This is a genomic window from Flavobacterium ginsengisoli, from assembly GCF_029625315.1.
Classification (GTDB): domain Bacteria; phylum Bacteroidota; class Bacteroidia; order Flavobacteriales; family Flavobacteriaceae; genus Flavobacterium; species Flavobacterium ginsengisoli.
The window spans coordinates 3,061,955-3,083,575 of record NZ_CP121110.1 but is presented as its reverse complement, the minus strand read 5'-3'; the positions used below and the strand labels follow the sequence as shown (position 1 = coordinate 3,083,575).

Annotated in this window: 14 protein-coding genes and 5 pseudogenes; 12 read left to right on the top strand and 7 right to left on the bottom strand. The window is 32.1% G+C overall.

What is annotated here, in order from left to right; genetic code table 11:
* Positions 1–97: 97 nt before the first annotated feature.
* The 4 genes from P5P87_RS14325 (at position 98) to P5P87_RS14310 (ending at position 3,728) form a co-directional block, all read left to right on the top strand.
* Positions 98–1,549, top strand: a complete 1,452-nt coding sequence (locus tag P5P87_RS14325; protein ID WP_278019712.1) for a peptidylprolyl isomerase — start codon at positions 98–100, stop codon at positions 1,547–1,549.
* Positions 1,550–1,560: 11 nt separating this feature from the next.
* Positions 1,561–2,199: a hypothetical protein gene (locus P5P87_RS14320; protein WP_278019711.1), complete on the top strand. Its 639-nt coding sequence runs from the start codon at positions 1,561–1,563 to the stop codon at positions 2,197–2,199.
* A 446-nt stretch (positions 2,200–2,645) separates the two neighbouring features.
* The gene (locus tag P5P87_RS14315) at positions 2,646–2,912 is read left to right on the top strand and encodes a hypothetical protein (RefSeq protein WP_278019710.1); all 267 of its coding nucleotides are present in this window, start codon (positions 2,646–2,648) and stop codon (positions 2,910–2,912) included.
* Positions 2,913–3,281: 369 nt separating this feature from the next.
* Positions 3,282–3,728 (top strand): hypothetical protein, encoded by a 447-nt coding sequence (locus tag P5P87_RS14310; RefSeq protein ID WP_278019709.1) that lies wholly within the window; start codon positions 3,282–3,284, stop codon positions 3,726–3,728.
* Positions 3,729–3,759: 31 nt separating this feature from the next.
* Here P5P87_RS14310 and P5P87_RS14305 read toward each other — a convergent pair whose 3' ends face one another.
* Together P5P87_RS14305 and P5P87_RS14300 are read right to left on the bottom strand one after the other, a co-directional pair.
* Entirely contained in the window at positions 3,760–4,668 is a 909-nt protein-coding gene (locus P5P87_RS14305) for a GYDIA family GHMP kinase (RefSeq protein ID WP_278019708.1), read from the bottom strand.
* Positions 4,669–4,762: 94 nt separating this feature from the next.
* Positions 4,763–6,078 (bottom strand): annotated as a pseudogene (locus P5P87_RS14300) (hydroxymethylglutaryl-CoA reductase, degradative).
* A gap of 180 nt (positions 6,079–6,258) precedes the next feature.
* Here P5P87_RS14300 and P5P87_RS14295 point away from each other — a divergent pair.
* From P5P87_RS14295 to P5P87_RS14260, 6 genes and pseudogenes are all read left to right on the top strand, one after another.
* A pseudogene (locus P5P87_RS14295) lies at positions 6,259–8,430 on the top strand (S9 family peptidase).
* Positions 8,431–8,465: 35 nt separating this feature from the next.
* Positions 8,466–10,143 (top strand): annotated as a pseudogene (locus P5P87_RS25930) (peptide MFS transporter).
* 1 nt (position 10,144) lies between these two features.
* A pseudogene (locus P5P87_RS26145) lies at positions 10,145–11,630 on the top strand (peptide MFS transporter).
* A gap of 47 nt (positions 11,631–11,677) precedes the next feature.
* Positions 11,678–12,145, top strand: coding sequence for a thioredoxin family protein (locus P5P87_RS14270; protein WP_198854695.1), 468 nt, complete (start codon positions 11,678–11,680; stop codon positions 12,143–12,145).
* A gap of 212 nt (positions 12,146–12,357) precedes the next feature.
* Positions 12,358–12,810 carry a thioredoxin domain-containing protein gene (locus tag P5P87_RS14265; RefSeq protein WP_278019703.1) on the top strand — a complete coding sequence of 151 codons (453 nt, stop codon included), beginning with the start codon at positions 12,358–12,360 and terminating at the stop codon, positions 12,808–12,810.
* A 308-nt stretch (positions 12,811–13,118) separates the two neighbouring features.
* Positions 13,119–13,520, top strand: coding sequence for a thioredoxin domain-containing protein (locus P5P87_RS14260; protein ID WP_278019702.1), 402 nt, complete (start codon positions 13,119–13,121; stop codon positions 13,518–13,520).
* A 1-nt stretch (position 13,521) separates the two neighbouring features.
* Here the strand turns inward: P5P87_RS14260 and P5P87_RS14255 are convergent, their stop codons facing one another.
* From P5P87_RS14255 to surE, 5 genes are all read right to left on the bottom strand, one after another.
* Entirely contained in the window at positions 13,522–15,546 is a 2,025-nt protein-coding gene (locus P5P87_RS14255; protein ID WP_278019701.1) for a ComEC/Rec2 family competence protein, read from the bottom strand.
* Between the two features lie 50 nt (positions 15,547–15,596).
* Complete coding sequence (locus tag P5P87_RS14250; protein WP_278019700.1) at positions 15,597–16,094, bottom strand: C40 family peptidase; 498 nt, start codon at positions 16,092–16,094, stop codon at positions 15,597–15,599.
* A 6-nt stretch (positions 16,095–16,100) separates the two neighbouring features.
* Entirely contained in the window at positions 16,101–17,222 is a 1,122-nt protein-coding gene (lpxB, locus tag P5P87_RS14245) for a lipid-A-disaccharide synthase (RefSeq protein WP_278019699.1), read from the bottom strand.
* 67 nt (positions 17,223–17,289) lie between these two features.
* Positions 17,290–17,559 (bottom strand): hypothetical protein, encoded by a 270-nt coding sequence (locus P5P87_RS14240; protein WP_278019698.1) that lies wholly within the window; start codon positions 17,557–17,559, stop codon positions 17,290–17,292.
* Positions 17,552–18,331, bottom strand: a complete 780-nt coding sequence (gene surE / locus P5P87_RS14235) for a 5'/3'-nucleotidase SurE (RefSeq protein ID WP_278019697.1) — start codon at positions 18,329–18,331, stop codon at positions 17,552–17,554. The genes P5P87_RS14240 and surE overlap by 8 nt, the downstream gene beginning before the upstream one ends.
* 212 nt (positions 18,332–18,543) lie before the next feature.
* Here surE and P5P87_RS14230 point away from each other — a divergent pair.
* A pseudogene (locus P5P87_RS14230) lies at positions 18,544–20,726 on the top strand (carboxy terminal-processing peptidase).
* Positions 20,727–20,820: 94 nt separating this feature from the next.
* Positions 20,821–21,612 (top strand): DNA/RNA non-specific endonuclease, encoded by a 792-nt coding sequence (locus P5P87_RS14225; protein ID WP_198854686.1) that lies wholly within the window; start codon positions 20,821–20,823, stop codon positions 21,610–21,612.
* Positions 21,613–21,621: the final 9 nt, after the last annotated feature.

Below are 21,621 nucleotides of genomic sequence, written 5' to 3'. Positions count from 1 at the left end.
TTAATGAAAAAAATGTGTAAAATAAAACGCTAGTTGTATTGTTATTAACTAGATAATTGTATTTTCGCAAACTGAATATAAAATTAACGATAATAAAATGGCAGTTTTAGCAAAAATTAGACAGCGTTCCGCTTTATTGATAGGAGTTATTGCACTTGCATTATTTGCATTTATAATACAAGATCTATTTACAAGAGGAACATTTGGTCAAAGTTCAAAAGATGTAGGAAGCATCGATGGAAAAGATATTTCATTTGAAGACTTTAGAGTTAAAGTTAGTAATGTTGAAAAAAGTGGACAAGGAATAACTTCCACTGAAGTCGCAAACAGAGTTTGGGATCAAGAAGTTTCAATCGCTTTATTGTCATCTCAATTTGATAAATTAGGATTGAGAGTTGGTGAAAAACACATTTTAGAGGTTTTGAAATCAGATCCAAATATTGGTAAAAACCCAATGTTCTTAAATGCAGCAGGAATGTTTGATGTTGCTAAGTTTAAAGATTATTTTAAAACAAACCCAGAAGCAACACAATACATTTCTCAAAAAGAGAAAGATGCTGAATTGAATGCTAAGTTTCAAATCTATAATACTTTAATCAAATCAGGACTTTACACAACTGCTAGTGAAGGAAAATTAAAGTATGAAATGGAAACTAATAAAGTGAGTTTTGCATATGCAGTTGCTCCTTATTCTTCTATTAAAGATAGTGAAGTTAAAATCTCTGATGATGAGATTGTAGCTTACATGAAGAAAAACGAGAAAAAATTCAAAGCTGATGCTACTCGTGAGATTCAGTATGTTTTAGTTGAAGATAAAGCTTCTAAAGAAGATGAAGCTGAAATTAAAGCTAAATTGACTGCATTATTATCTGGAAGTGTTGTTTACAACGCAAAAACAGGTAAAAACGATACATTGCCAGGATTTAAAAACGCAACAAACGTTGCAGAATTTGTAAATGCAAATTCTGATGTTCCTTATGATTCTACTTACGTTCCTAAAAATGCATTGCCAGCGGTTGATGCTGACAAATTATTCAGCTTGCCAGCTGGAGCAATTTACGGACCATATGTTTACGGAAGATACTATGCAATTTCTAAATCTTTAGGATTTAAAGCTGGAGTTAATGCAAAAGCAAGTCATATCTTAATTGGATACGAAGGATCTCAAACTCCAAACCCAAAAGAGAAAAGAACTAAAGAAGAAGCTAAAGCTAAAGCTGAAGAAATCTTAGCTCAAGTTCAAGCTAATCCTGATAGCTTCATGATGTTAGCTTTTACAAGTTCTGATGATTCATCTGCACAACAAGGTGGTGATTTAGGATACTTTGGGCCAAACCAAATGGTAAAACCTTTCAATGATTTTGTATTCAGCAACGGAATTGGTAAAGTTGGTTTAGTAGAAACTCCTTTCGGATTTCACATTATCAAAATTACAGACAAACAAGACGGAATTCGTTTAGCTACAATTGCTCAAAAAATCGAGCCATCTGAAGCTACTTCTGATAAAGTATTTACGTTAGCAACTAAATTTGAAATGGATGCTTGCTAATAAAGATTTCAATGCTTGCGACTAAAGAATTAGGTTTAAAAGTTGCTCAGCCAGTTAATGCAAAAGCTATGGATGAAGCGTTTGGACCATTAGGTAACCAACGTAACATTGTAAGATGGGCTTTTGATAAAGAAACTGATAAAGGAGACGTAAAACGTTTTGAAATTGCAAACATCGGACACGTTATTGCACAATATAAAGGCGAAAACAAATCTGGTCTAGTTTCTGTTGATATGGCAAGACCTTATGTTGAGCCAATCTTGAAAAACAAGAAAAAAGCAGAATTATTAAAAGCTAAAATGCAAGGTTCAAGCATTGAGGCTATTGCTAAAGCTGCAGGAGTTGCAGTTCAGCAAGCTACAGACGTAACTCTAGATAACCCAGTTCTTCCAGGTGGAGTTGGACAAGAGCCACAAGTTGTAGGTAATGCTTTTGCTTTGACTGCAAACAAAATCTCTGCTCCAATTGAAGGAAATACAGGTGTTTATGTTGTTAAAAACATCAAAACTGTAAAAGCTCCTGCAATTGCTAATCACGCTGCTTACGTAGAGAAAGTAAAAGCTCAAAGCGCTAATGATGCAAGTAGAGTATTGCCAGCTTTGAAAAACAATGCTAAAATTGAAGATAACAGATTACAATTTAATTACTAATTAAAAAGTAATTTCATCTTATAAAAACCCGAAACATCTCAGATGTTTCGGGTTTTTTTTTTTGTGAAAATGAACAATTTTACTTTGTGTTAATTTTCTTAAAGTTATATAGGGATTATCGAAATTTAATTTAAAAAACTTGTGATTTTCAATTTATTACAGTTTATTTGCTCGAATTTTTATTTTAACATATTTTTGGCTTTTGCTGGAAAATGAGAGAAGAAAAAAATCAAAACCCAAAGCAATATCCTTAATAACTAATTATTTAATGTTTTTTACTTTTAAATTTTTTCGAAAAAAGCCGAGAGTATATACCAAAATAGAAAGTCATATTTATGGTATCATCACGGAGCTTTTAAAAGTGAGCGAGCACCGACATCAATGTTGATGAGTTGGGAGGGAAATATTATTTGAGTAACGAAGAACAACATTTTAAAGTTACAATTTTGAGTAACGATTATGTGATTAGACTAACGAACACACATGACTCTGTTGCTGAAAAGTACGATAAGGTTTTTGTAGAAGACGTTTTAAGAGCTGTAAAAGAAGAGAAGCACCGCCGAATGGAAGTTGTTTATGATTCTATTACAAATAGCATCGAAAAAATGGCAGAGCGATTGCATAATAGACTTATTGAGTCAAATGAGCAAGACAGCAAATCTATTCGTCGTCTCGAAACACAATCAGATGAAAATAAGCAGGTGAGTTATTAATTACGTTCTTAGTTATAATCATTTCCTAAATTCCAATGATTTAAATAAAGTGTTACCAGCATTGAAAATCATATAAAAAATGAAGATAATAGATTGCAACTGAATTATTAATAAACAGTAATCAATAGTATAAAAACCGAAATATTCAACCGAGTATTTCGGTTTTTTTGTGCTTGCAATGATTGAAATTTTTTGTAATAAATACTTGTTGTTTTCATAACTATTTTGATTTAATAGAAATATAATTAAAGAAAAGTTTGTAACATTCAAATTATTACAGTTAATTTGTGAGATTTTTAATACGAAAACTTAGGTTTTTGTAAAAAAGATAGGTGAATATATTAATAATCAAGATACTTAATGTTTTATATGTTTAGTTTTTTAAAAAGAAAACCTAAGGTATATTCTAAAATAGAAAATCACATTTTTGGAATAATTACGGAGCTTTTAAAAGTTGGCAGTACTGATATCAATGTTGATGAGTTGGGTGGCAAGTATTATTTAAGTAATGAGGAGCAACATTTTAAAGTTACCATATTAAGTAACGATTATGTAATTAGACTTACCAATACCCGCGATTCAGTTGCAGAAAAATACGACAGGTATTTTGTAGAAGATGTATTAAGGATAGTGAAAGAAGAAAAACACCGACGTATGGAGCTAATATATGTTTCTATTACGAACAGCATTGAAAAAATGGCAGAGCGCCTTCATAATACCCTTATTGAATCTAATGAATTTGGAAATGAAAAAATCCGCCGTTTAGAATCGGGGCATTTAGAAAATAGAGGAGATCAGCAAAAAATAAAGTTCTAGTTTTTTTAGAATTACATAGTTAAAGTTATTTCTATAAAATCATTTCACTATAAGTAAGAATGGTGCTATATCCTTTTTTGGTGAAATATTCTTTCGGATTTTCTTTAGAAACTACCATTACAAAATCTCCGCCCCAAGCTCCTAGACTTTTAATGACTCCATTAAAATCAGGAAAAACAGCTTCTTTTATGGTTTGCATTTCTAAAACTTTGCTCAAATGAATTTCGTGTTTCTGAACTGCAGAAGCAAATTCGTTTAATGTTTTAGCGTGTAAAATAGCACTTGTGATTTTGTTGTTTTCTGCAACGCGATCGGCCAAATGACTATTTTTATGATTGTTGTATGAAAAAATAGCCGATTTACTGTTTTGTTTTTTATTCAAATAAACAAAATGAATGTGCTCTTTAAAGTCAGGATTAAACTCAACTTGTTTTACAAAATTATCTTTTATTCGGTATAAAACTGGCGTGTTGTTTTGTGCACATGCAATGTCGTAACCACTTCCGCCGAAACTATTTTTTAGTAGTGTAAAAGCATTGGTTTCTGTCCATTGCGCAATATTATTTATAAGAGTAGAAGAAGTGCCTAATCCCCAGTTTTTTGGAAAACTCAAATGTGTGCTTACTTTGTATCCTTTAGAGCTTTCAATAAATTTTGGGTTCAATGCATAAGCCGCATGAAGAATATTGATCAGCGTAGATTTTACAGTATCAATTTGCGGATCTGTGCTTTTTACAACTTCATCAAATGAAATAGTTTCTTCAAACCATAAATGCTTGTCTTGATCATAACTTTTCCATTCGATTTGATTGTTTTCTAGTTCCTCAATTACTAAATCTTGACCAAATTTTGTTGGTAACGCAAATGCATCTGCTCCATCCAAAACGAGATATTCTCCCGCAATAAAAAGTTTTCCGTTACTGTAAAATGTTTTCTTCATGCTTTATTTTTTAGCTCCGATAGTAGTGAAAATCCTTTTGCTTTTTTTTTAGAAAAGCAAAAGATTGCAACGAATAGCGGGATTGGCTCCTAAATTATTTTCTTAAATTCTCAATAAATTCTACTACAGCGCTGTGAGAAACGGCTGTTTTTTTGAAGTGTGCTTTAATTAAATGGCGCTCTTCGTCTGTAGCTTCAAATTGATTGATAATGTTGTTAAGGTGCATTTTCATATGACCTTCTTGAATTCCTGTTGTAGTTAACGAGCGTAATCGTTGCAAAATTTTGTGCTAAACCTGCAACAGCTACAATTTCCATTAATTCTGGAGCTGAAGGTTTTTCCAAAATTTCTAAACACAATTTTACTAAGGGATGTAAAGAAGTTAAACCGCCAACCGTACCAACTGCAAGCGGAATTTCAAGCCAAAAAGTAAAGATTCCGTTTTCGATTTTAGCGTGCGATAAACTAGCATATTGACCATTTCTGGCGACATAAGCATGAACACCAGCTTCTACGGCTCTAAAATCGTTTCCTGTTGCCAGAATAACGGCATCAACACCATTCATGATGCCTTTGTTATGAGTCACCGCTCTAAAAGGTTCTACTTCTGCAATTTGAACGGCTTGAACAAAACGTTCTGCAAATTCTTGAGGATTGGTAATGTGTTTTTCTGTTAATTCTTTGATAGCACAAGAAACTTCGGCTCTAACAAGGCAATGCGGAACGTAGTTAGAAAGAATGCTCATGATGACTTCTAGGTTTTCACCATTTTGGCATAAGTCAGAATTTTGAGCTTCTTCTTTTAAAGTGGTAGCAAATTGCTCTAAACAAGAGTTTATAAAATTGGCTCCCATGCTGTCTTTGGTTTCAAAAGTAGCATGAAGCTGGTAGTAGTTTTCTAATAAGCTTCTTTTGTCTTTTAGTTTAATATCTAAAATTCCACCGCCACGCTGTTGCATATTTTTGGTAATGCTTTGCGTTTCAGAAAAGAATTTAGGTTTTATTTGATCAAAAAACTGAGTTAATTTTTCCGCATCTCCATTATAAGTAAAATGGACTTGACCAATTTTTTCTGTGTTGATAATCGTAGCTTTAAACCCGCCTCTAGTTGACCAGTATTTTGCTCGCTTTTGAAGCTGCTGCAACTACAGAACTTTCTTCGATAGCCATCGGAATTGTTTTGTACTTTCCGTTGATCAAAAAGTTAGGAGCAACTCCAAGTGGTATATAAAGGTTTGTAATGGTGTTTTCGATAAATTCGTCATGAAGTTGCTGAAGCTTTTCGTCTGAATTCCAGTAATTTCTTATAATATTTTGTGCCTCTTCAGGATTCGAAAAATATTCATTTGCAATCCAGTTAATTTTTTCTTTTTTGGATAATTTAGAAAATCCGGCAACAGCGTTGTTCATTCTCAATGTATTAAATAATATTGTTGCGACAGAAGATACTATTTTAAGAGTTTTGATTGCAATCTATTTCAGACATGAAAGTACGCAATCGTTATTTTTTTTAACATTTAACACTTAAAATGTGTATTATGTTTATTTTTTTACTAAAATTGGGCTCTTTTTATATTTAAAATAATTCTAATGAATACAAGTAAATTTACTGCAGTACTTTTATTTTTGACTGCGGTTGTTTTTGGGCGACAAAAAATAACTGTCGAAAATGTTTTTAGCGGAACTTTCCGGCCAAAGGGATGGATGAGTCGCAATCGCTAAAAAATACTAATCAATATACTGTTTTAAATGTTGATATGGCGAGCAGAAGTATGCAGATTGATTTATACGATTTTGCAACGCTGAAAAAAGTATCGAATCTTATTGATACAAAAAACTACAAAGAACTTGCCGACGGAATTGACAGCTATACTTTTGATGCCTCTGAAAAAAAGATCTTAATTGCTTGTAATTCATCTAAAATTTTCCGTCACTCTTTTACTGCTGATTATTTTCTTTATGATATCGCGACTAAATCTCTAACTAAACTTGTTGATTTTCAAATTCAAGAGCCAACATTCTCACCTGACGGAACCAAAATTGCTTACGCTAAAGAAAACAACTTATATATATATGATGTTGCTTCAAAAAAATCTACTGCTGTAACAACAGACGGAAAGAAAAAATGCTGTCATTAATGGTATTACTGACTGGGTTTACGAAGAAGAATTTGCATTTGTTCGTGCATTTGATTGGAGTAAAGACAGTAAAAAACTAGCTTATATTCGTTTTGATGAAAGTCAAGTTCCAGAATACTCAATGTCAATTTTTCACAAGGATTTATATCCAAAAATCGAAACTTTTAAATATCCTAAAGCTGGAGAAAAAAACTCTGTAGTTTCATTACATATATATGATGTCGCTGGAAATACTTCAAAGAAAGTAGATTTAGGAAATTACAATGATTTCTACATTGCAAGAATGCAGTGGACAAATGATGCAAATGTGCTTTCTGCGCAAGTTTTAAACCGTCACCAAGATAATTTAGATTTATTGTTTATAGACGGCAATACAGCTGCTCCAAAAGTAGTTTTAAATGAAAAAGATAAAGCTTACGTAGATATTACAGATAATTTAACTTTCTTAAAAGACAATAGTTTTATCTGGACTAGCGAAAAGGACGGTTTTAATCATATTTATGTGTATGATAAAAACGGAAAACTTAAAAATCAAGTTACAAAAGGAAACTGGGAAGTGGTTTCATACTATGGTTTCGACGAGAAAACAAAAACTATTTTCTACCAATCTACAGAAAATGGTTCAATTAACAGAGATCTTTACAGAATTGGTTTAGATGGAAAAAACAAAGTGCGTTTGTCTTCTAAAGTAGGAACAAGTAAAGCGACTTTTAGTCCAAATTTCCAATACTTTATTAATACTTTTTCAAGTAATACACAGCCTACAACTTATACTCTTAACGAGGCTAAAACAGGAAAAGAAATTCAGGTTATCGAAAACAATCAAGCTCTTGCTGATAAATTAAAAGCGTATGATCTTCCTTCAAAAGAATATTTTGTTTTAAAAACGGCAAAAGGAAACGAATTGAATGCTTGGATTTTAAAACCAAAAGATTTTGATCCTTCAAAAAAATATCCTGTTTTCATGTTCCAATATTCTGGTCCAGGATCTCAGCAGGTAAATAATCAATGGAACAATTCTAATGATTATTGGTTTCTTTCATTAACGCAACAAGGTTATATCGTTGCTTGTGTTGACGGAAGAGGTACAGGTTATAAAGGAGCTGATTTCAAAAAAGTGACTCAAAAGGAATTAGGAAAATATGAAGTTGAAGATCAAATTGATGCGGCAAAAGTAATTGGTGCTTATCCGTATGTGGATGCTTCAAGAATTGGAATTTTCGGATGGAGTTATGGTGGATTTATGGCATCTAACTGTATTTTCCAAGGAAATGATGTGTTTAAAATGGCAATTGCAGTTGCTCCAGTTACAAACTGGCGTTTTTATGATAGCGTTTACACAGAAAGATACATGCAGACTCCACAGGAAAATGCAAGCGGATACGATCAAAACTCTCCAATTAATCACGTTAGTAAATTGAAAGGGAAGTTCTTGTTGATTCATGGTTCTGGAGATGACAATGTTCATGTTCAAAATACGATGCAAATGATGGAAGCTTTAATTCAGGCAAATAAACAATTTGATTCTCAAATTTATCCAGATAAAGACCACGGTATTTATGGTGGAAACACTAGAATTCAGCTTTACACAAAAATGACCAATTTCATCAAAGAAAATCTATAATCTAAATATATAACCTAATTAAAATAGTGAATAATATGGGAGAAACACAAGTAAAAACTGCGCATCCAAAAGGGCTTTGGGTATTGTTTGGAACGGAGATGTGGGAGCGATTCAATTTTTATGGAATGCGAGCTTTATTGACTTTATTTCTTGTAAATTCATTATTGATGAAGGAAGAAGAAGCATCTTTAATTTACGGAGGTTTCCTTGGACTTTGTTATTTAACGCCAATGCTAGGTGGTTTTGTTGCCGATCGTTATTTAGGGAACAGAAACTGTATCTTATTAGGAGGGTTATTGATGGCGATTGGTCAAATGCTTTTGTTTACTAGTGGAAGCATTTTTGAGTCTAATTTAGACTTAGCAAAAATCGTTATGTATTCTGCATTAGGTGTAATTGTTTTTGGTAACGGATTCTTTAAGCCAAACATTTCTAGTATGGTTGGAAGTTTGTATCCAAAACAAGAAAAAACAAAATTAGATAGTGCATTTACTATTTTCTATATGGGTATTAACATCGGAGCTTTTTTAGGCCAGTCAATCTGTCCTTTATTGGGAGATGTTAAAGATGCAGGCGGAATTAGAGATATTCATGCTTTTAGATGGGGATTCATGGCGGCTTCTGTTGCAATGTTATTAGGAACAATTTTATTTTACTTCTTAAAGAATAAATATGTAGTTTCTCCAGAAGGAAAGCCATTAGGAGGACTTCCTTCTAAAAATGATGCTTCAGATTTTGAAGAAGGAGAAGCGCAAACAGCAAACTTTTCTACAAAAGCTTTAATAGGAGCAGGAATTGCTTTTATCGCTTTAGGATTCTTTTTTCATTATGTTGTAGGTCAGAATTTGATTTATACTCTGATTTATTCAAGTGGTTTGGCATTAGCAGGATTAATTATTTCTGATACTTCTTTAACTAAGATTGAAAGAGATAGAATTATTGTAATTTATATCGTTTCGTTTTTTATTATTTTCTTTTGGGCAAGCATTTGAACAAGCGGGTTCATCTTTGACTTTCATTGCTGATAACCAAACAGACAGACATTTCTTTGGCTGGGCAATGCCGCCATCGATGGTTCAAATTTTTAACGGAATGTTTGTGGTGTTTTTAGCAGTTCCATTTAGTATTCTTTGGGATACTTTAAGAGCTAAAGGCAAAGAACCGATTTCTCCAGTAAAACTTGCCGCAGGATTAGTAATAATTTCTATGAGTTTCTTAATGATCGCCACGCAGGTTTCTTACATCGGAACTTCTGGGCTTTTATTAGTAAAATGGCTTATCTTGTTATATTTCTTAAACACATGTGCAGAATTATGCTTATCTCCAATTGGTTTGTCATTGGTAGGTAAATTATCTCCAAAACGTTTTGCTTCATTATTATATGGGGTATTCTTTTTATCAAATGCATCTGGATATGCATTAGGAGGAACTTTAGGTTCTATTTTGCCTGCAACAGGTGATAAATTTGCAAAAGCAAAAGAATTAGGGATTGATTTACAAGCGGTTTTAGATAAAAAAATAACGCTTTCAGCAGATCAAATAGCTTTATTGGATCATCATCAAATTAGTGCTCAAAATCCGATTTTTGCGGGATTTGAGATCCATAACTTATATGAGTTCTTTATGGTTTTTGTTGTTTTGACGGGTATTGCCGCAATTTTATTATTTGCTTTAACGCCACTATTGAAGAAATTAATGCACGGTGTTAGATAAAATGGAAAACAATATTACTTTAGAAGAAATTCAAAATTTTAAAGGCAAGTACCCAAAACAGTTGTGGTACTTGTTTTTGGTTGAAATGTGGGAACGTTTTTGTTTTTACGGAATGAGAGGGGTTTTAGCTTTTTTTATGGTAGACCAGCTAGGTTTAGTAGAAGGAAAAGCAAATCTTCAATATGGGGCGATTCAGGCTTTTGTTTACGCTTTTACATTTATTGGAGGTATTTTTGCAGATAAAATATTAGGATTTAAGAAATCACTACTTTTTGGAGGAATCGTTATGATTCTTGGGAATTTGCTTATTGTCGCTTCGCCACATGATTTCTTTTACTACGGAATAACACTTTCTATCATCGGAACAGGTTTCTTTAAACCAAACGTTTCTTCGATGGTAGGTGAGTTGTATCATGAAAGTGACGGTCGTCGAGATGCTGGTTATGGATTGTTTTATGCAGGAATTAATATTGGAGGAATGCTTGGTGGTGCAATTCCTATTTATTTAGGAAAGAACTATTCTTGGAGTCTTTGCTTTCTTTCTGCAAGAATTGTTATGGTAATTGGAGTTATTACTTTTCTTTTAACGAAAAAACATTTAGCGCCAATTGGAAATTCTCCATTAGAAAATCAAGCGCCCAAAAAACGTAATCTTTATGAAATAGCGGTTTATGTTGGTTCTTTTGTTGTAATACCATTAGTTTATATAATGGTTATCAATTCTGATTTTACAGAGTATTTTATGTATACTATGGGAATTGTGGCATTAGGGTACTTTGCATATGAATTGATAATGCTAAAGGATGGAAAACAGCAGCTGAAAACTTTTAGTCGCATTTGTATTCATTTTTGGGTACTTTATGTTTATGGCAATTTCGGAGCAATCTGGTGGATCATTGTCTTTGTTTGCAAAAGATAATTTATCTAACAAGTTATTGTTTTTTAACATTGATCCAAACGTAGTAAATAATAGTATCAACTCATTGTATGTTGTTATTTTTAGTCCGTTGGTAGGATTGTTATGGATATTTATGGCTAAGCGAAAAATTGAACCTAATACGGTTATTAAGTTTGGTTTGTCTTTTGTTTTACTTGCCGCAGGTTTCTTTATTTTTTACAGCGCCAGGTTTTTTGTAAATGCAGATGGATTAAGTTCTCTAGATGTTTTTGCTTTAGGATATCTTGTATATACTCTTGGAGAATTGTGTATTGGTCCGATCGGAATGTCGGTAATTACAAAATTATCTCCTAAAAGATTGTTCGGAATGATGATGGGGCTTTGGTTCTTGTCGAGTGCATTTGGCCAGTTTGCAGCTGGAAAATTAGGAGCTGAAATATCTAATGCTAATACAGGAACTACATTAATGACTAAGCTTATCGCTTATACAGATGGATACTATCAGTTAGCATTATATTCTTTAATTGCAGGAATCGTTTTAATTGTAGTTACGCCACTAATCAGAAGATTAATGCAAGAAGTTAAATAATTATATTGTAACAACTTTTTGTATAAATTTGTGTAAAATTTCTCACTATGAAAAAAATACTACTTATTGCTTTGTTTTTAATTGGAGCCGCAAATCTTCAGGCGCAAGAATTAAAATGGTATACAGATGTTAGAGAGGCAATTACTATAAGTAACAAAGAGCAAAAACCTATGCTAATGTTCTTTACAGGAAGTGATTGGTGTGGTTGGTGTATTCGTTTGCAAAATGAAGTTTTAAAGACTGCAGAGTTTAAGAAATGGGCAGCAGATAATGTAGTTTTAGTTGAATTAGATTATCCTAGATCTGTTGCGCAGACTCCAGAGCTTAAAAGTCAGAACAATGAATTACAACAAGCTTTTGGTATTCAGGGTTTTCCAACTGTTTTCTTTACAAGTGCGGAAACAAAGGATGGAAGAGTTAATTTTAAAGGTCTTGGTAAGACAGGATATGTTGCTGGTGGACCATCTGCTTGGTTAACTGTTGCAGAAGGAATAGTACACCCTAAGAAATCATAAATTAGATTTAAAAATATTGAAAAGTCCCTTACACTGTAAGGGACTTTTTTTTGTTTAGTAGGAAAAACTCTTTGTAAAATTGTCTCTAATTGAGTATTTGGTATTTTATTATATTTAAAAAAACATATAATGTATTTTTTATGCTAATAAAAATTGGAAAATTAAAATATAATGTTAATTTCGTCTTGCTAATCTAACCAAAACCAATTTATATGATTAAAAAACTACTTATCCTACTGTTTTTTTTAGGCTCATTTATGACGCAGGCGCAAAATTTAGCATGGAGAACAAACATGACAGATGCTATTGCGATAAGTAATGACCAGAAAAAACCAATGTTGATTTTATTCACTGCCTCAGGTGTACCAGAAAATCTCCAAAATGAAATCTTTAAAACGCCTGATTTTGCTGTTTGGTCACGTGATAACGTGGTCTTAGTAAAATTAGATTTGTCTGATATGAATGCTTCAGATAGCGATCGCGAACAGAATGTGAAATTAAAAAATGCATTTGGAGTTCAAGATCTTCCAGAAGTATGCTTTGCAATAGCATCGGTAAGAAAAAACAAAACGACATTTAGTGCTTTAGGAAAAATAGCCTACAAACCTGGAGGAGCGAAAGCTTGGATTGCAGAATCAAATGCAATTTTACATCCATCAGAATAGTAAACGATTTCATTCGACTTTTATTTTAATTTTTTTTAGTCCCCTTTCTGTTTTTCAGAGGGGGATTTTTTTGTTCTAAAAAATACATCGATAATTTGATTATTTTTATTTGTGTTTATTTCACATTTATTAAAAAATAGCCTATTTATTATCAATTTGATTTTAATGCTTATAAGTTGGTTTTTAATTTATTAAAATCGTTATCGGATTCTGTTTTTGTATTATTTTAGATTTATTAACATAACCAAAACCAAAATTATATGCCGAAAAAATTACTTATTCTACTATTTTTTTTAAGTCCATTTTATATGAATTCTCAAAATATAATATGGAAAACAGATATTAATGATGCTGTAACTGTGAGCGCAGAAAAGAGAAAACCATTGCTGATTTTTTTTACTAGCCAAGGTGTAAATCCTCAGTTGCAAAATGAAATTTTTTCTACTCGTGATTTCGAAGAATGGTCGCGTAAAAATGTTATTCTTGTCAAGCTTGATATTTCTGATTCTTCAATTTCAGATGCTGCTAGAGAGCAGATTTTACGATTAAAAAATGCTTTTGGTATAGAAGATATTCCGCAAGTGTGTTTTTCAGAAGTAACTAGCAGGAAAGGAAAAACCAATTTTAATAAATTAGGACTTATCGGTTATAATGCTTCAGGTGTTAAATCGTGGATCTCCGAATCGAATTTAATTTTAAATCCAGAATAAATCATAATCTATAGTATCCCTTTTCTTTTGTTGAATGAAAAGGGATATTTTTTTTGAGACAGCTATTTTTCCAATATTTCTGAATAGAGTTCGAATTTGATCCATCAGCAATAACAATTTTCGGATGAAGAATTTGCAACAATCGATCTAAGTTTACTTTTGAAGTCTGAGTAAGGATTAAAATATCTGGTTTAATTTTTTCCGAATAAGTTTTAGTGCTGTCAATTATAAGGATCTTGTTCTTTTTAAAATAGAGTATATTTTTAATCTCTTTGGTTGTAGGCAATGAAATTGAATTTCCTACGAGATACGAATTTATGTTTCTGTTGTTCTCACTAAGAGTATCTCTTGTGAAAAGCAAAAGGTTTCTTCCTAAACGCTCAGAAATTAGGGTGTTATTTTTTTCATTATAAACAATTAATTCTTCTTCATTTTCCGTTTCTATTTTGGTGAAAATAAAAGCAAGCTGGATAGTAATAATTGAGACGAATACAAATAGCAATTTATTAAAACTTGGTTTTTTAATCCAGACGATTGTGCCAATTATAAAGAATGAAAATGCCCATAAGTGATACAGATTAAAACTGATGTTTTGAATGACAAAAGAATCAACAGAGGCAACAGCATGAATCATGAGATTTAAAAGGTAAATACTTTTTTCAAAAATGATTGTAATAAATAATGGTGGACTGGTAAAAATAGCTATAATCATAACCACAATTCCTGCTATCATGATGAAGGATAAAACTGGAAGGATTATGATGTTGGTAACAAAAAACAATCCAGGAAATTGATGAAAATAGTAAAGGCATAAAGGCAATGTGCCAATTTGTCTCGCAAAAGAAACCGTTAAGGCTTCCCAAATGTAAATTGTTAGTTTATTTTTCGGGTTATAAATATTCTTTAAAATAGGCTGTAGCCAAAGAATGAAAAAAAGCGCGATATAGCTTAACTGAAAACCAACATCAAATAAGAAATACGGTTCAAAAAGTAATATCAGTAAGATTGAAACCAATAAAGTATGATAGATATTGCCATTTCGACGTAAATGATTTCCAATTGCAAGAAAGGAAAACATGACTACAGATCGCAAAACGGAAGGCGATAAACCAGAAATAACAGCAAAACCGGCTAAGGAAATTAGAATACAAGCTAGTTTAAAAAATGAACCTTTTTTTGTGTTTGGAATTGGTTTCAGTATAAAAGTGATAAAAAGCATTATAAAGCCCACATGAAGCCCTGAAACAGATAAAACATGGGTAGCTCCAGAATATTGATAATCTTGAATTATACCTTGTGAAATCTCTTGCTGTTGGCCTAAAATTAATGCCAAAGCAACATTCATTTCGGCTTGATTGAAATTTGATTTTTCTAGATTGGAGATTATTCTAGAATGAAGTTTGGCGCAATAATACCAAATGTCTTTTTGAATGGCTTTATTAACTAGAATTTCTTTTTTCTGGCAATAAACCTGCGCATAGATTTGTTTGTCGGCCAAATATCTGCTGTAATCAAATTGATTGGGATTTTTGCTTGGTTTGTTTTGCTGTAAAATTGTTTGAATTTTAATGCTGTTTCCTATAATCAAATGATTCTTGCTACTGTCTTTCTGGACATTTACAATTACTTTTCCCGAATAAGGTTTTCCTGAGATTGTTTTTATTAAACCAATGTACCGATCACTATAATCGTTGCTTTTTAATTTCTCTCTAAGAATTAAAGTAGTAGATTGTTTGCTTTTAAAAACAGATTTGCAATGAGTGTAATTGTCTTTTTGAAGATTTTCAGTGTGACTAATAAGGGTAAAAGTTCCGATGAAAAAGGCTAAACCACAACTGAGAATACCAAATAGAGAGGATTTTTTATTCCGTTTTAAGGTCCAAAAGAAAACAACAAAGAATGCAATAAAACTCAGCGAAAGCGGAAAAGCAATTATCGATATTGAAAAATGTAGATAATACGAGGCAATTATGCCAAGTATAAAGGCTATTGTAATTTTTACTAACGGAAATTCTAATACTTTCATGATTTAAAAGTATTAAATATTTGTAAGAAAAATAATAAAAAAATGAATTTTTATGGAAGGACCCTATTTACCTGTTCAAAAGAGTTTTTGTAATAAGCTTCTTTAGTAGAAGAAATAATCACACCCTTAGAAGTAGAGGAATGAACAAATTTAATTTCGTCAGAATTAACTTCCGTGATTAATCCGACGTGATTTATTTGTCTGCTTTTGTTGGTTTTAAAGAAAATTAAATCGCCTTTTTTTGCATCATTTAGCGGAATGATTTTTCCAATTTTTGCTTGATCATAAGAACTTCTTGGAAGTTGGATGTTTTCACTTTCAAAAGTAGTGTAAACAAGTCCAGAACAATCAAAACCGCTTTTTGTAGTTCCTCCTGCTTTATAGCGAACACCAATATTATCAGTTGCTTTTTCGATTAAAGTATTAACCAAAGCTTTGTTTTCTTTTTTTGATTCGCTTTTTGTGCCACTTTTTGATACCGCTGTCGAAGTCGATTTACAAGAAGTAAAAGCAATTGCTAAAAGGAGGAAAATTACAATTCTTTTCAAAATCAGTTACTTATTTTGTTTTAAATCGGCAACAATGAGTTTCGCTGTATTTTTACTCGCTCCAACTCCGCCTAATTTTTGTTCTAATATATCGTAATTATGTAGCACTTTATTGCGATAATCAGGTTCTAATAATTTTTGAAGTTCTTCTTTAATTCGTTTTTTATTGCAGTCTCCTTGAATTAATTCGGTTACAACTTCTTGATCCATAATTAAATTGACAAGAGAAATATATTTTAAAGTGATAATACGTTTTGCAATCTGGTACGAAACTTCGCTTCCTTTATAGCAAACTACTTCTGGAACTTTAAAAAGAGCCGTTTCAAGAGTTGCAGTTCCAGAAGTTACTAGAGCTGCGGTTGAAGAACGAAGTAAATCGTAGGTTCTGTTCGAAACAAATGCGATGTTTTTGTTTTTTAGAAACTGCTGATAAAATTCATATTCCTGACTTGGAGCGCCAGCAATTACAAATTCGTAATCCTGAAAATCATCAACAACACTCAGCATTACGCTCAACATTTTGGTGATTTCCTGCTTACGGCTTCCTGGTAGAACGGCAATAATTGGTTTTTCGCCTAAATTATTTTCTTTTCTAAATAAAGCTTCATCAAAAGCTGGTTGATTCTGAATGGCATCAATAAGCGGATGTCCAACAAAATCTACCGGAAAATGATGTTTGTCTTCGTAAAAGCTTTTTTCAAAAGGCAAAATCACAAACATCTTATCGACATCTTGTTTGATGGCTTTAATTCTGTTTTCTTTCCAAGCCCAAATTTGAGGAGAAATATAATAATGCGTTTTATAGCCTAATTCTTTTGCCCATTTTGCAATTCGCATATTAAAACCAGGATAATCAATAAAAATAATAACATCTGGCTGAAACTCCAAGATATCTTTTTTACAGATTTTGATATTGTTTAATATGGTTTTTAAATTGAAAACCACTTCAATAAAACCCATAAAAGCCAAATCGCGATAGTGTTTTACTAGAGTTCCGCCTACTTTTTGCATTAAATCTCCGCCCCAAAATCTAATTTCTGCTTCAGGATCTTCAACATATAATGCTTTCATTAAATTAGAACCATGTAAATCTCCAGAGGCTTCTCCTGCAATTATGTAATACTTCATGTTGGTTTTTTTGTAAATGTGCTAAAGTTGTAAATCCGCAATAGCGGTAACAAAGCAAAGATAAGATTTAAATAACTAATGTCGAAATAGCCAGCGCAATCACGGCTAAAATTACACCTCGAGCCATATATTCTTTATTTCTTTTTAGCAGAATAGCAAATACGGCAAGATCTAAAAGTGTTCCAAGAGTGATTATTTTTCCAAGATATCCATGTTCTCTAATGATCTCAATTCCTGACGAAATATCAAATATTGTAAAAAAAGTAATAAACAAATAGCTTCCCAAAAGAGCCGTAAAAATTCCGATCAAAAAACCGATTAGCACTTCTTTAGTCATTTAATTTCCAAGTGTTAAGTTGCTGAATAGAATGATGTGCAGTCAAATCAAATTGTACTGGAACAACAGAGATATATCCGTTTGCCAAAGCCCATTCGTCTGTGTCTTCTCCTTTATCTTCGTTTACAAATTTTCCGGCAAGCCAGTAATAATCTTTTCCAAAAGGAGTTTGTCTTTTATCAAATTTTTGCGCGTAGTAGGCTTTCGCTTGACGACAAACTTTTATTCCTTTAATTTCAGATTCTTTTAGTTTCGGAAAATTGACATTTAAAACCACCCCTGGAGGAAGTTTATTGGCCAGAGTTTCTAAAGTAATTTTTTTCACAAAAGATTTGATTGGTTCAAAATCGGCATTCCAATCAAAATCTAAAAGAGAAAAACCAATTGCCTGAATGCCTTCAATTCCTGCTTCTACAGCAGCGCTCATAGTTCCAGAATAAATGACATTTATAGAAGAGTTTGATCCGTGATTTATTCCCGAGACACATAAGTCAGGTTTACGTTTCAAGATTTCGTTTACTGCCAATTTTACACAATCTACAGGAGTTCCAGAACAGCTGTATTCTGCAATTGTGTCATCGTCTTTTGAAATTTTATCTATAAACAAAGTATTGTTGACTGTGATGGCGTGTCCCATTGCACTTTGAGGTTTGTCTGGCGCAACAACAATAACGTCTCCGATTGTTTCCATGACGCTAATTAAGGCTCTAATTCCAGGAGCTAAAATACCATCGTCGTTAGTTACCAATATAAGTGGTTTCTCAGCTTTCATTTAATAAATATTATGTGTAGTTTTAACAATTGTAAGATTTTAAAAACAAAATTAATCACAATTATTTGTGAGAAGTCACAAATAGTGCAAAATTTGTCAACTAAGGTAAAGAACTTTTTTACGAATTAAACATTTTTATATCTTTAACAAAAAATTATCGAAGCGTTAGCTCTCGTGGCATAGTTTTTAACGTAACTTAGATAAAAAAATTGATGAATGCTATTATAAAGTTTATGAAAAGAAATTATAAGATACTCATAGCCGTATTGTGCTTATCGCTTACATTGTTTGCATTTAAGATGAATGCCGATAGGACAATCGACCCAGATCCGAACAGAGACAAGACACTTTTAGAATTACTAGCATTTGTTATTGAAAAAGGACATTATAGCCCAGCAGAAATAAATGACGAATTTTCTAAAGGTATTTTCAAGGATTATATTGATGCTTTAGACCCTTCAAAAGATTTTTCCTTCAGTCTGATATTGACGAATTCAAACAGTATGAATTAATGTTGGATGATCAGTTTTTGAATAAAGATATTACGTTTTTCAACCTTACTTATACAAGGTTAATGAAGCGTATGGAAGAAAGTAAAAAACGTTATAAAACGATTTTAAGTCAGCCATTTAACTATAATGTAGATGAGAATTTTGATGCGGATTATGAAAAAATGCCGTATGCAAAAAACTTAACAGAGATTAATGAAAGATGGAGAAAACAGATTAAATTATCGACTCTTTCTTCTTTAGTAACAAAACAAAAAATTGAAGAAGAGAAGAAGAAAAAAGATCCTGCTTACAAAGAGAAATCTTTTGAAACTTTAGAAAAAGAAACTCGCGAAAGCTCTTTAAAATCTCTAGATGATAATTTTAGTGTAATTAAAGATTTGAATAGAGACTACTGGTTTTCTGTGTATTTGAACTCTATCATGGCTCGTTTTGATCCGCACACAAGCTATTTTGCACCAGAAGAAAAAGATCGTTTTGATGTAAATATTAGTGGAAAATTAGAAGGTATTGGAGCTCGTTTGACCAAGAAAAATGATTTTACTCAAATTGATGAATTAATTTCTGGAGGTCCAGCTTGGAAAGGAAAACAACTTGAAGCAGGAGATTTAATCTTGAAAGTTGCTCAAGGAAATGAGGAGCCTGTAGATGTTGTTGGAATGCGTTTGGATGATGTTGTAAAGAAAATTAAAGGGCATAAAGGAACTGAAGTAAAACTTACGGTTAAAAAAGTTGATGGTTCGATCAAAGTGATTTCTATCATTCGTGATGTTGTTGAAATTGAAGAAACGTATGCGAAGTCTAGTGTTGTTGAGAAAAACGGTTTAAAATATGGAGTAATTTATCTTCCTAAGTTTTATATTGATTTTGAAAACAAAGACGGACGTGATGCAGGAAAAGATATTGCTAAAGAAGTAGAGAGACTAAAAAAAGAAAACATCAATGGTATTGTATTAGACGTTCGTGATGATGGTGGAGGATCTCTTTCTACTGTGGTTGATATCGCAGGTTTATTTATTGAAGAAGGACCAATTGTTCAAGTAAAATCTGCAGGTAAAAAGAAAGAAGTTCTATACGATAAAGATAAAAAAATCGAGTGGGATGGACCACTTGTTATCATGGTAAACAGTTTTTCTGCTTCTGCATCTGAAATTTTAGCAACTGCAATTCAGGATTACAAACGTGGTGTAATTATCGGAAGTAAACAAACATACGGTAAAGGAACGGTTCAAAATGTATTAGATTTAAATCAGTTTGTGCGTAATGCAAATTATGGAGATCTTGGTGCATTGAAAATTACCGGACAGAAGTTTTACAGAATAAATGGAGGATCTACTCAGCTTGAAGGAGTTCATAGTGATGTCGTAATGCCGGATCGTTATGCTTACTTAAAAATGGGCGAGAGAGATATTGACAATGCAATGCCTTGGGATAAAATTGATCCAGCAGATTATAGCACATGGAATTCTAATGAGAATTTTGCTAAAGCTATCAATAACAGTAAAAACAGAATTGCTCAAAATCCTCAGTTTAAATTAATTGATGATAATGCAAAATGGATTGATGTTAAAAACAAAGAAAATGTTTACAGCTTAAATATTAAGAGTTTTAAAGAAACTCAAGAGCAAGTTGAAAACGAAGGAAAAAAATACAAACCAATTTCTGATTACAAAAACGATTTGATCTTTAAATCGCTTCCGTACGAAGAAGATGAAATGAAAGCTGATGCATCTTTAAAAGAGAAAAGAGATGCATGGCATCAAGCTTTATCTAAAGATGTTTATGTAGAAGAAGCATTAAATGTACTAGATGATTTGCAGACAAAAGGTTTGGTGAAAAATACAGTTAATCCTAAAATGAAAAAGGATAAACTAGTGAAGTCTTAAGTTCGAGAAGAATTTAATTTGTTAAAAAACGCTCTGTAAATTTTGAATTTATGGAGCGTTTTTTTTGTACGTTTATCGCTTAATATTTTTATTTATGAAAAAGTTGCTTTATGTGTTTTTAATGAGTTTCGTGCTGTTGTCATGCAAGAAGGAGAATGTAGAGAAAGAAAATATAAGAGAAGAAAACGAAAGTAAAGATGTGATTTCTTTTAAGGGAAATTCTACGAGCAATGATTCTTATACCGTAGCTTATTTGCCAACTTCAACAACGAAACAGATTGTAAAGCATCAATATTATACGCTTTCTTATAATGAAAAGTTTGAACAGGCAGAGTGGGTGGCTTATGAATTAAAAAAGGAATATTTAAAAAATAACGATTATAAAAGACCTTATTTTATTGAAGATCCAAAAGTAACTACGGGTTCTGCAGATTGGAGAAACTATAAAAATTCTGGTTATGATAAAGGGCATCTTTGCCCCGCTGGAGACATGGAGTTTAGTAAAGATGCTTATAATGATACTTTTTATACTTCGAATATTTCACCTCAAAAGAAAGAGTTTAATGCCGGAATTTGGAATAGAATAGAGCAAAAAACGCGCTATTGGGCAGGAAAATATAATGATATTTATGTTGTAACTGGCGGAATTCTGAAGGATTCGGATAAAAAAATAGGAATAGAGAAAGTTGCTGTTCCTGAATACTTTTATAAAATTGTTTTAGCTAAATCTGGAACAGAGCATAAGGCAATTGCTTTCTTAGTGCCAAATGAAAAAAGTGATAAATCAATTTACGATTTTGTTGTTCCAATCGAAACTTTAGAAAAAATGACTGGAATTGATTTCTTCCCAAATCTTAAGAACTTAAAAAGCAGTAAGGATTTTTAATTAAATACT

Bases quoted from the DNA above. Each gene is read 5' to 3' on its own strand.
- P5P87_RS14325 (WP_278019712.1), top strand. From the start codon at position 98: ATGGCAGTTTTAGCAAAAATTAGACAGCGTTCCGCTTTATTGATAGGA.
- P5P87_RS14320 (WP_278019711.1), top strand. From the start codon at position 1,561: ATGCTTGCGACTAAAGAATTAGGTTTAAAAGTTGCTCAGCCAGTTAAT.
- P5P87_RS14310 (WP_278019709.1), top strand. From the start codon at position 3,282: ATGTTTAGTTTTTTAAAAAGAAAACCTAAGGTATATTCTAAAATAGAA.
- P5P87_RS14305 (WP_278019708.1), bottom strand. From the start codon at position 4,668: ATGAAGAAAACATTTTACAGTAACGGAAAACTTTTTATTGCGGGAGAA.
- P5P87_RS14270 (WP_198854695.1), top strand. From the start codon at position 11,678: ATGAAAAAAATACTACTTATTGCTTTGTTTTTAATTGGAGCCGCAAAT.
- P5P87_RS14265 (WP_278019703.1), top strand. From the start codon at position 12,358: ATGATTAAAAAACTACTTATCCTACTGTTTTTTTTAGGCTCATTTATG.
- P5P87_RS14260 (WP_278019702.1), top strand. From the start codon at position 13,119: ATGAATTCTCAAAATATAATATGGAAAACAGATATTAATGATGCTGTA.
- P5P87_RS14255 (WP_278019701.1), bottom strand. From the start codon at position 15,546: ATGAAAGTATTAGAATTTCCGTTAGTAAAAATTACAATAGCCTTTATA.
- lpxB (WP_278019699.1), bottom strand. From the start codon at position 17,222: ATGAAGTATTACATAATTGCAGGAGAAGCCTCTGGAGATTTACATGGT.
- P5P87_RS14240 (WP_278019698.1), bottom strand. From the start codon at position 17,559: ATGACTAAAGAAGTGCTAATCGGTTTTTTGATCGGAATTTTTACGGCT.
- surE (WP_278019697.1), bottom strand. From the start codon at position 18,331: ATGAAAGCTGAGAAACCACTTATATTGGTAACTAACGACGATGGTATT.
- P5P87_RS14225 (WP_198854686.1), top strand. From the start codon at position 20,821: ATGAAAAAGTTGCTTTATGTGTTTTTAATGAGTTTCGTGCTGTTGTCA.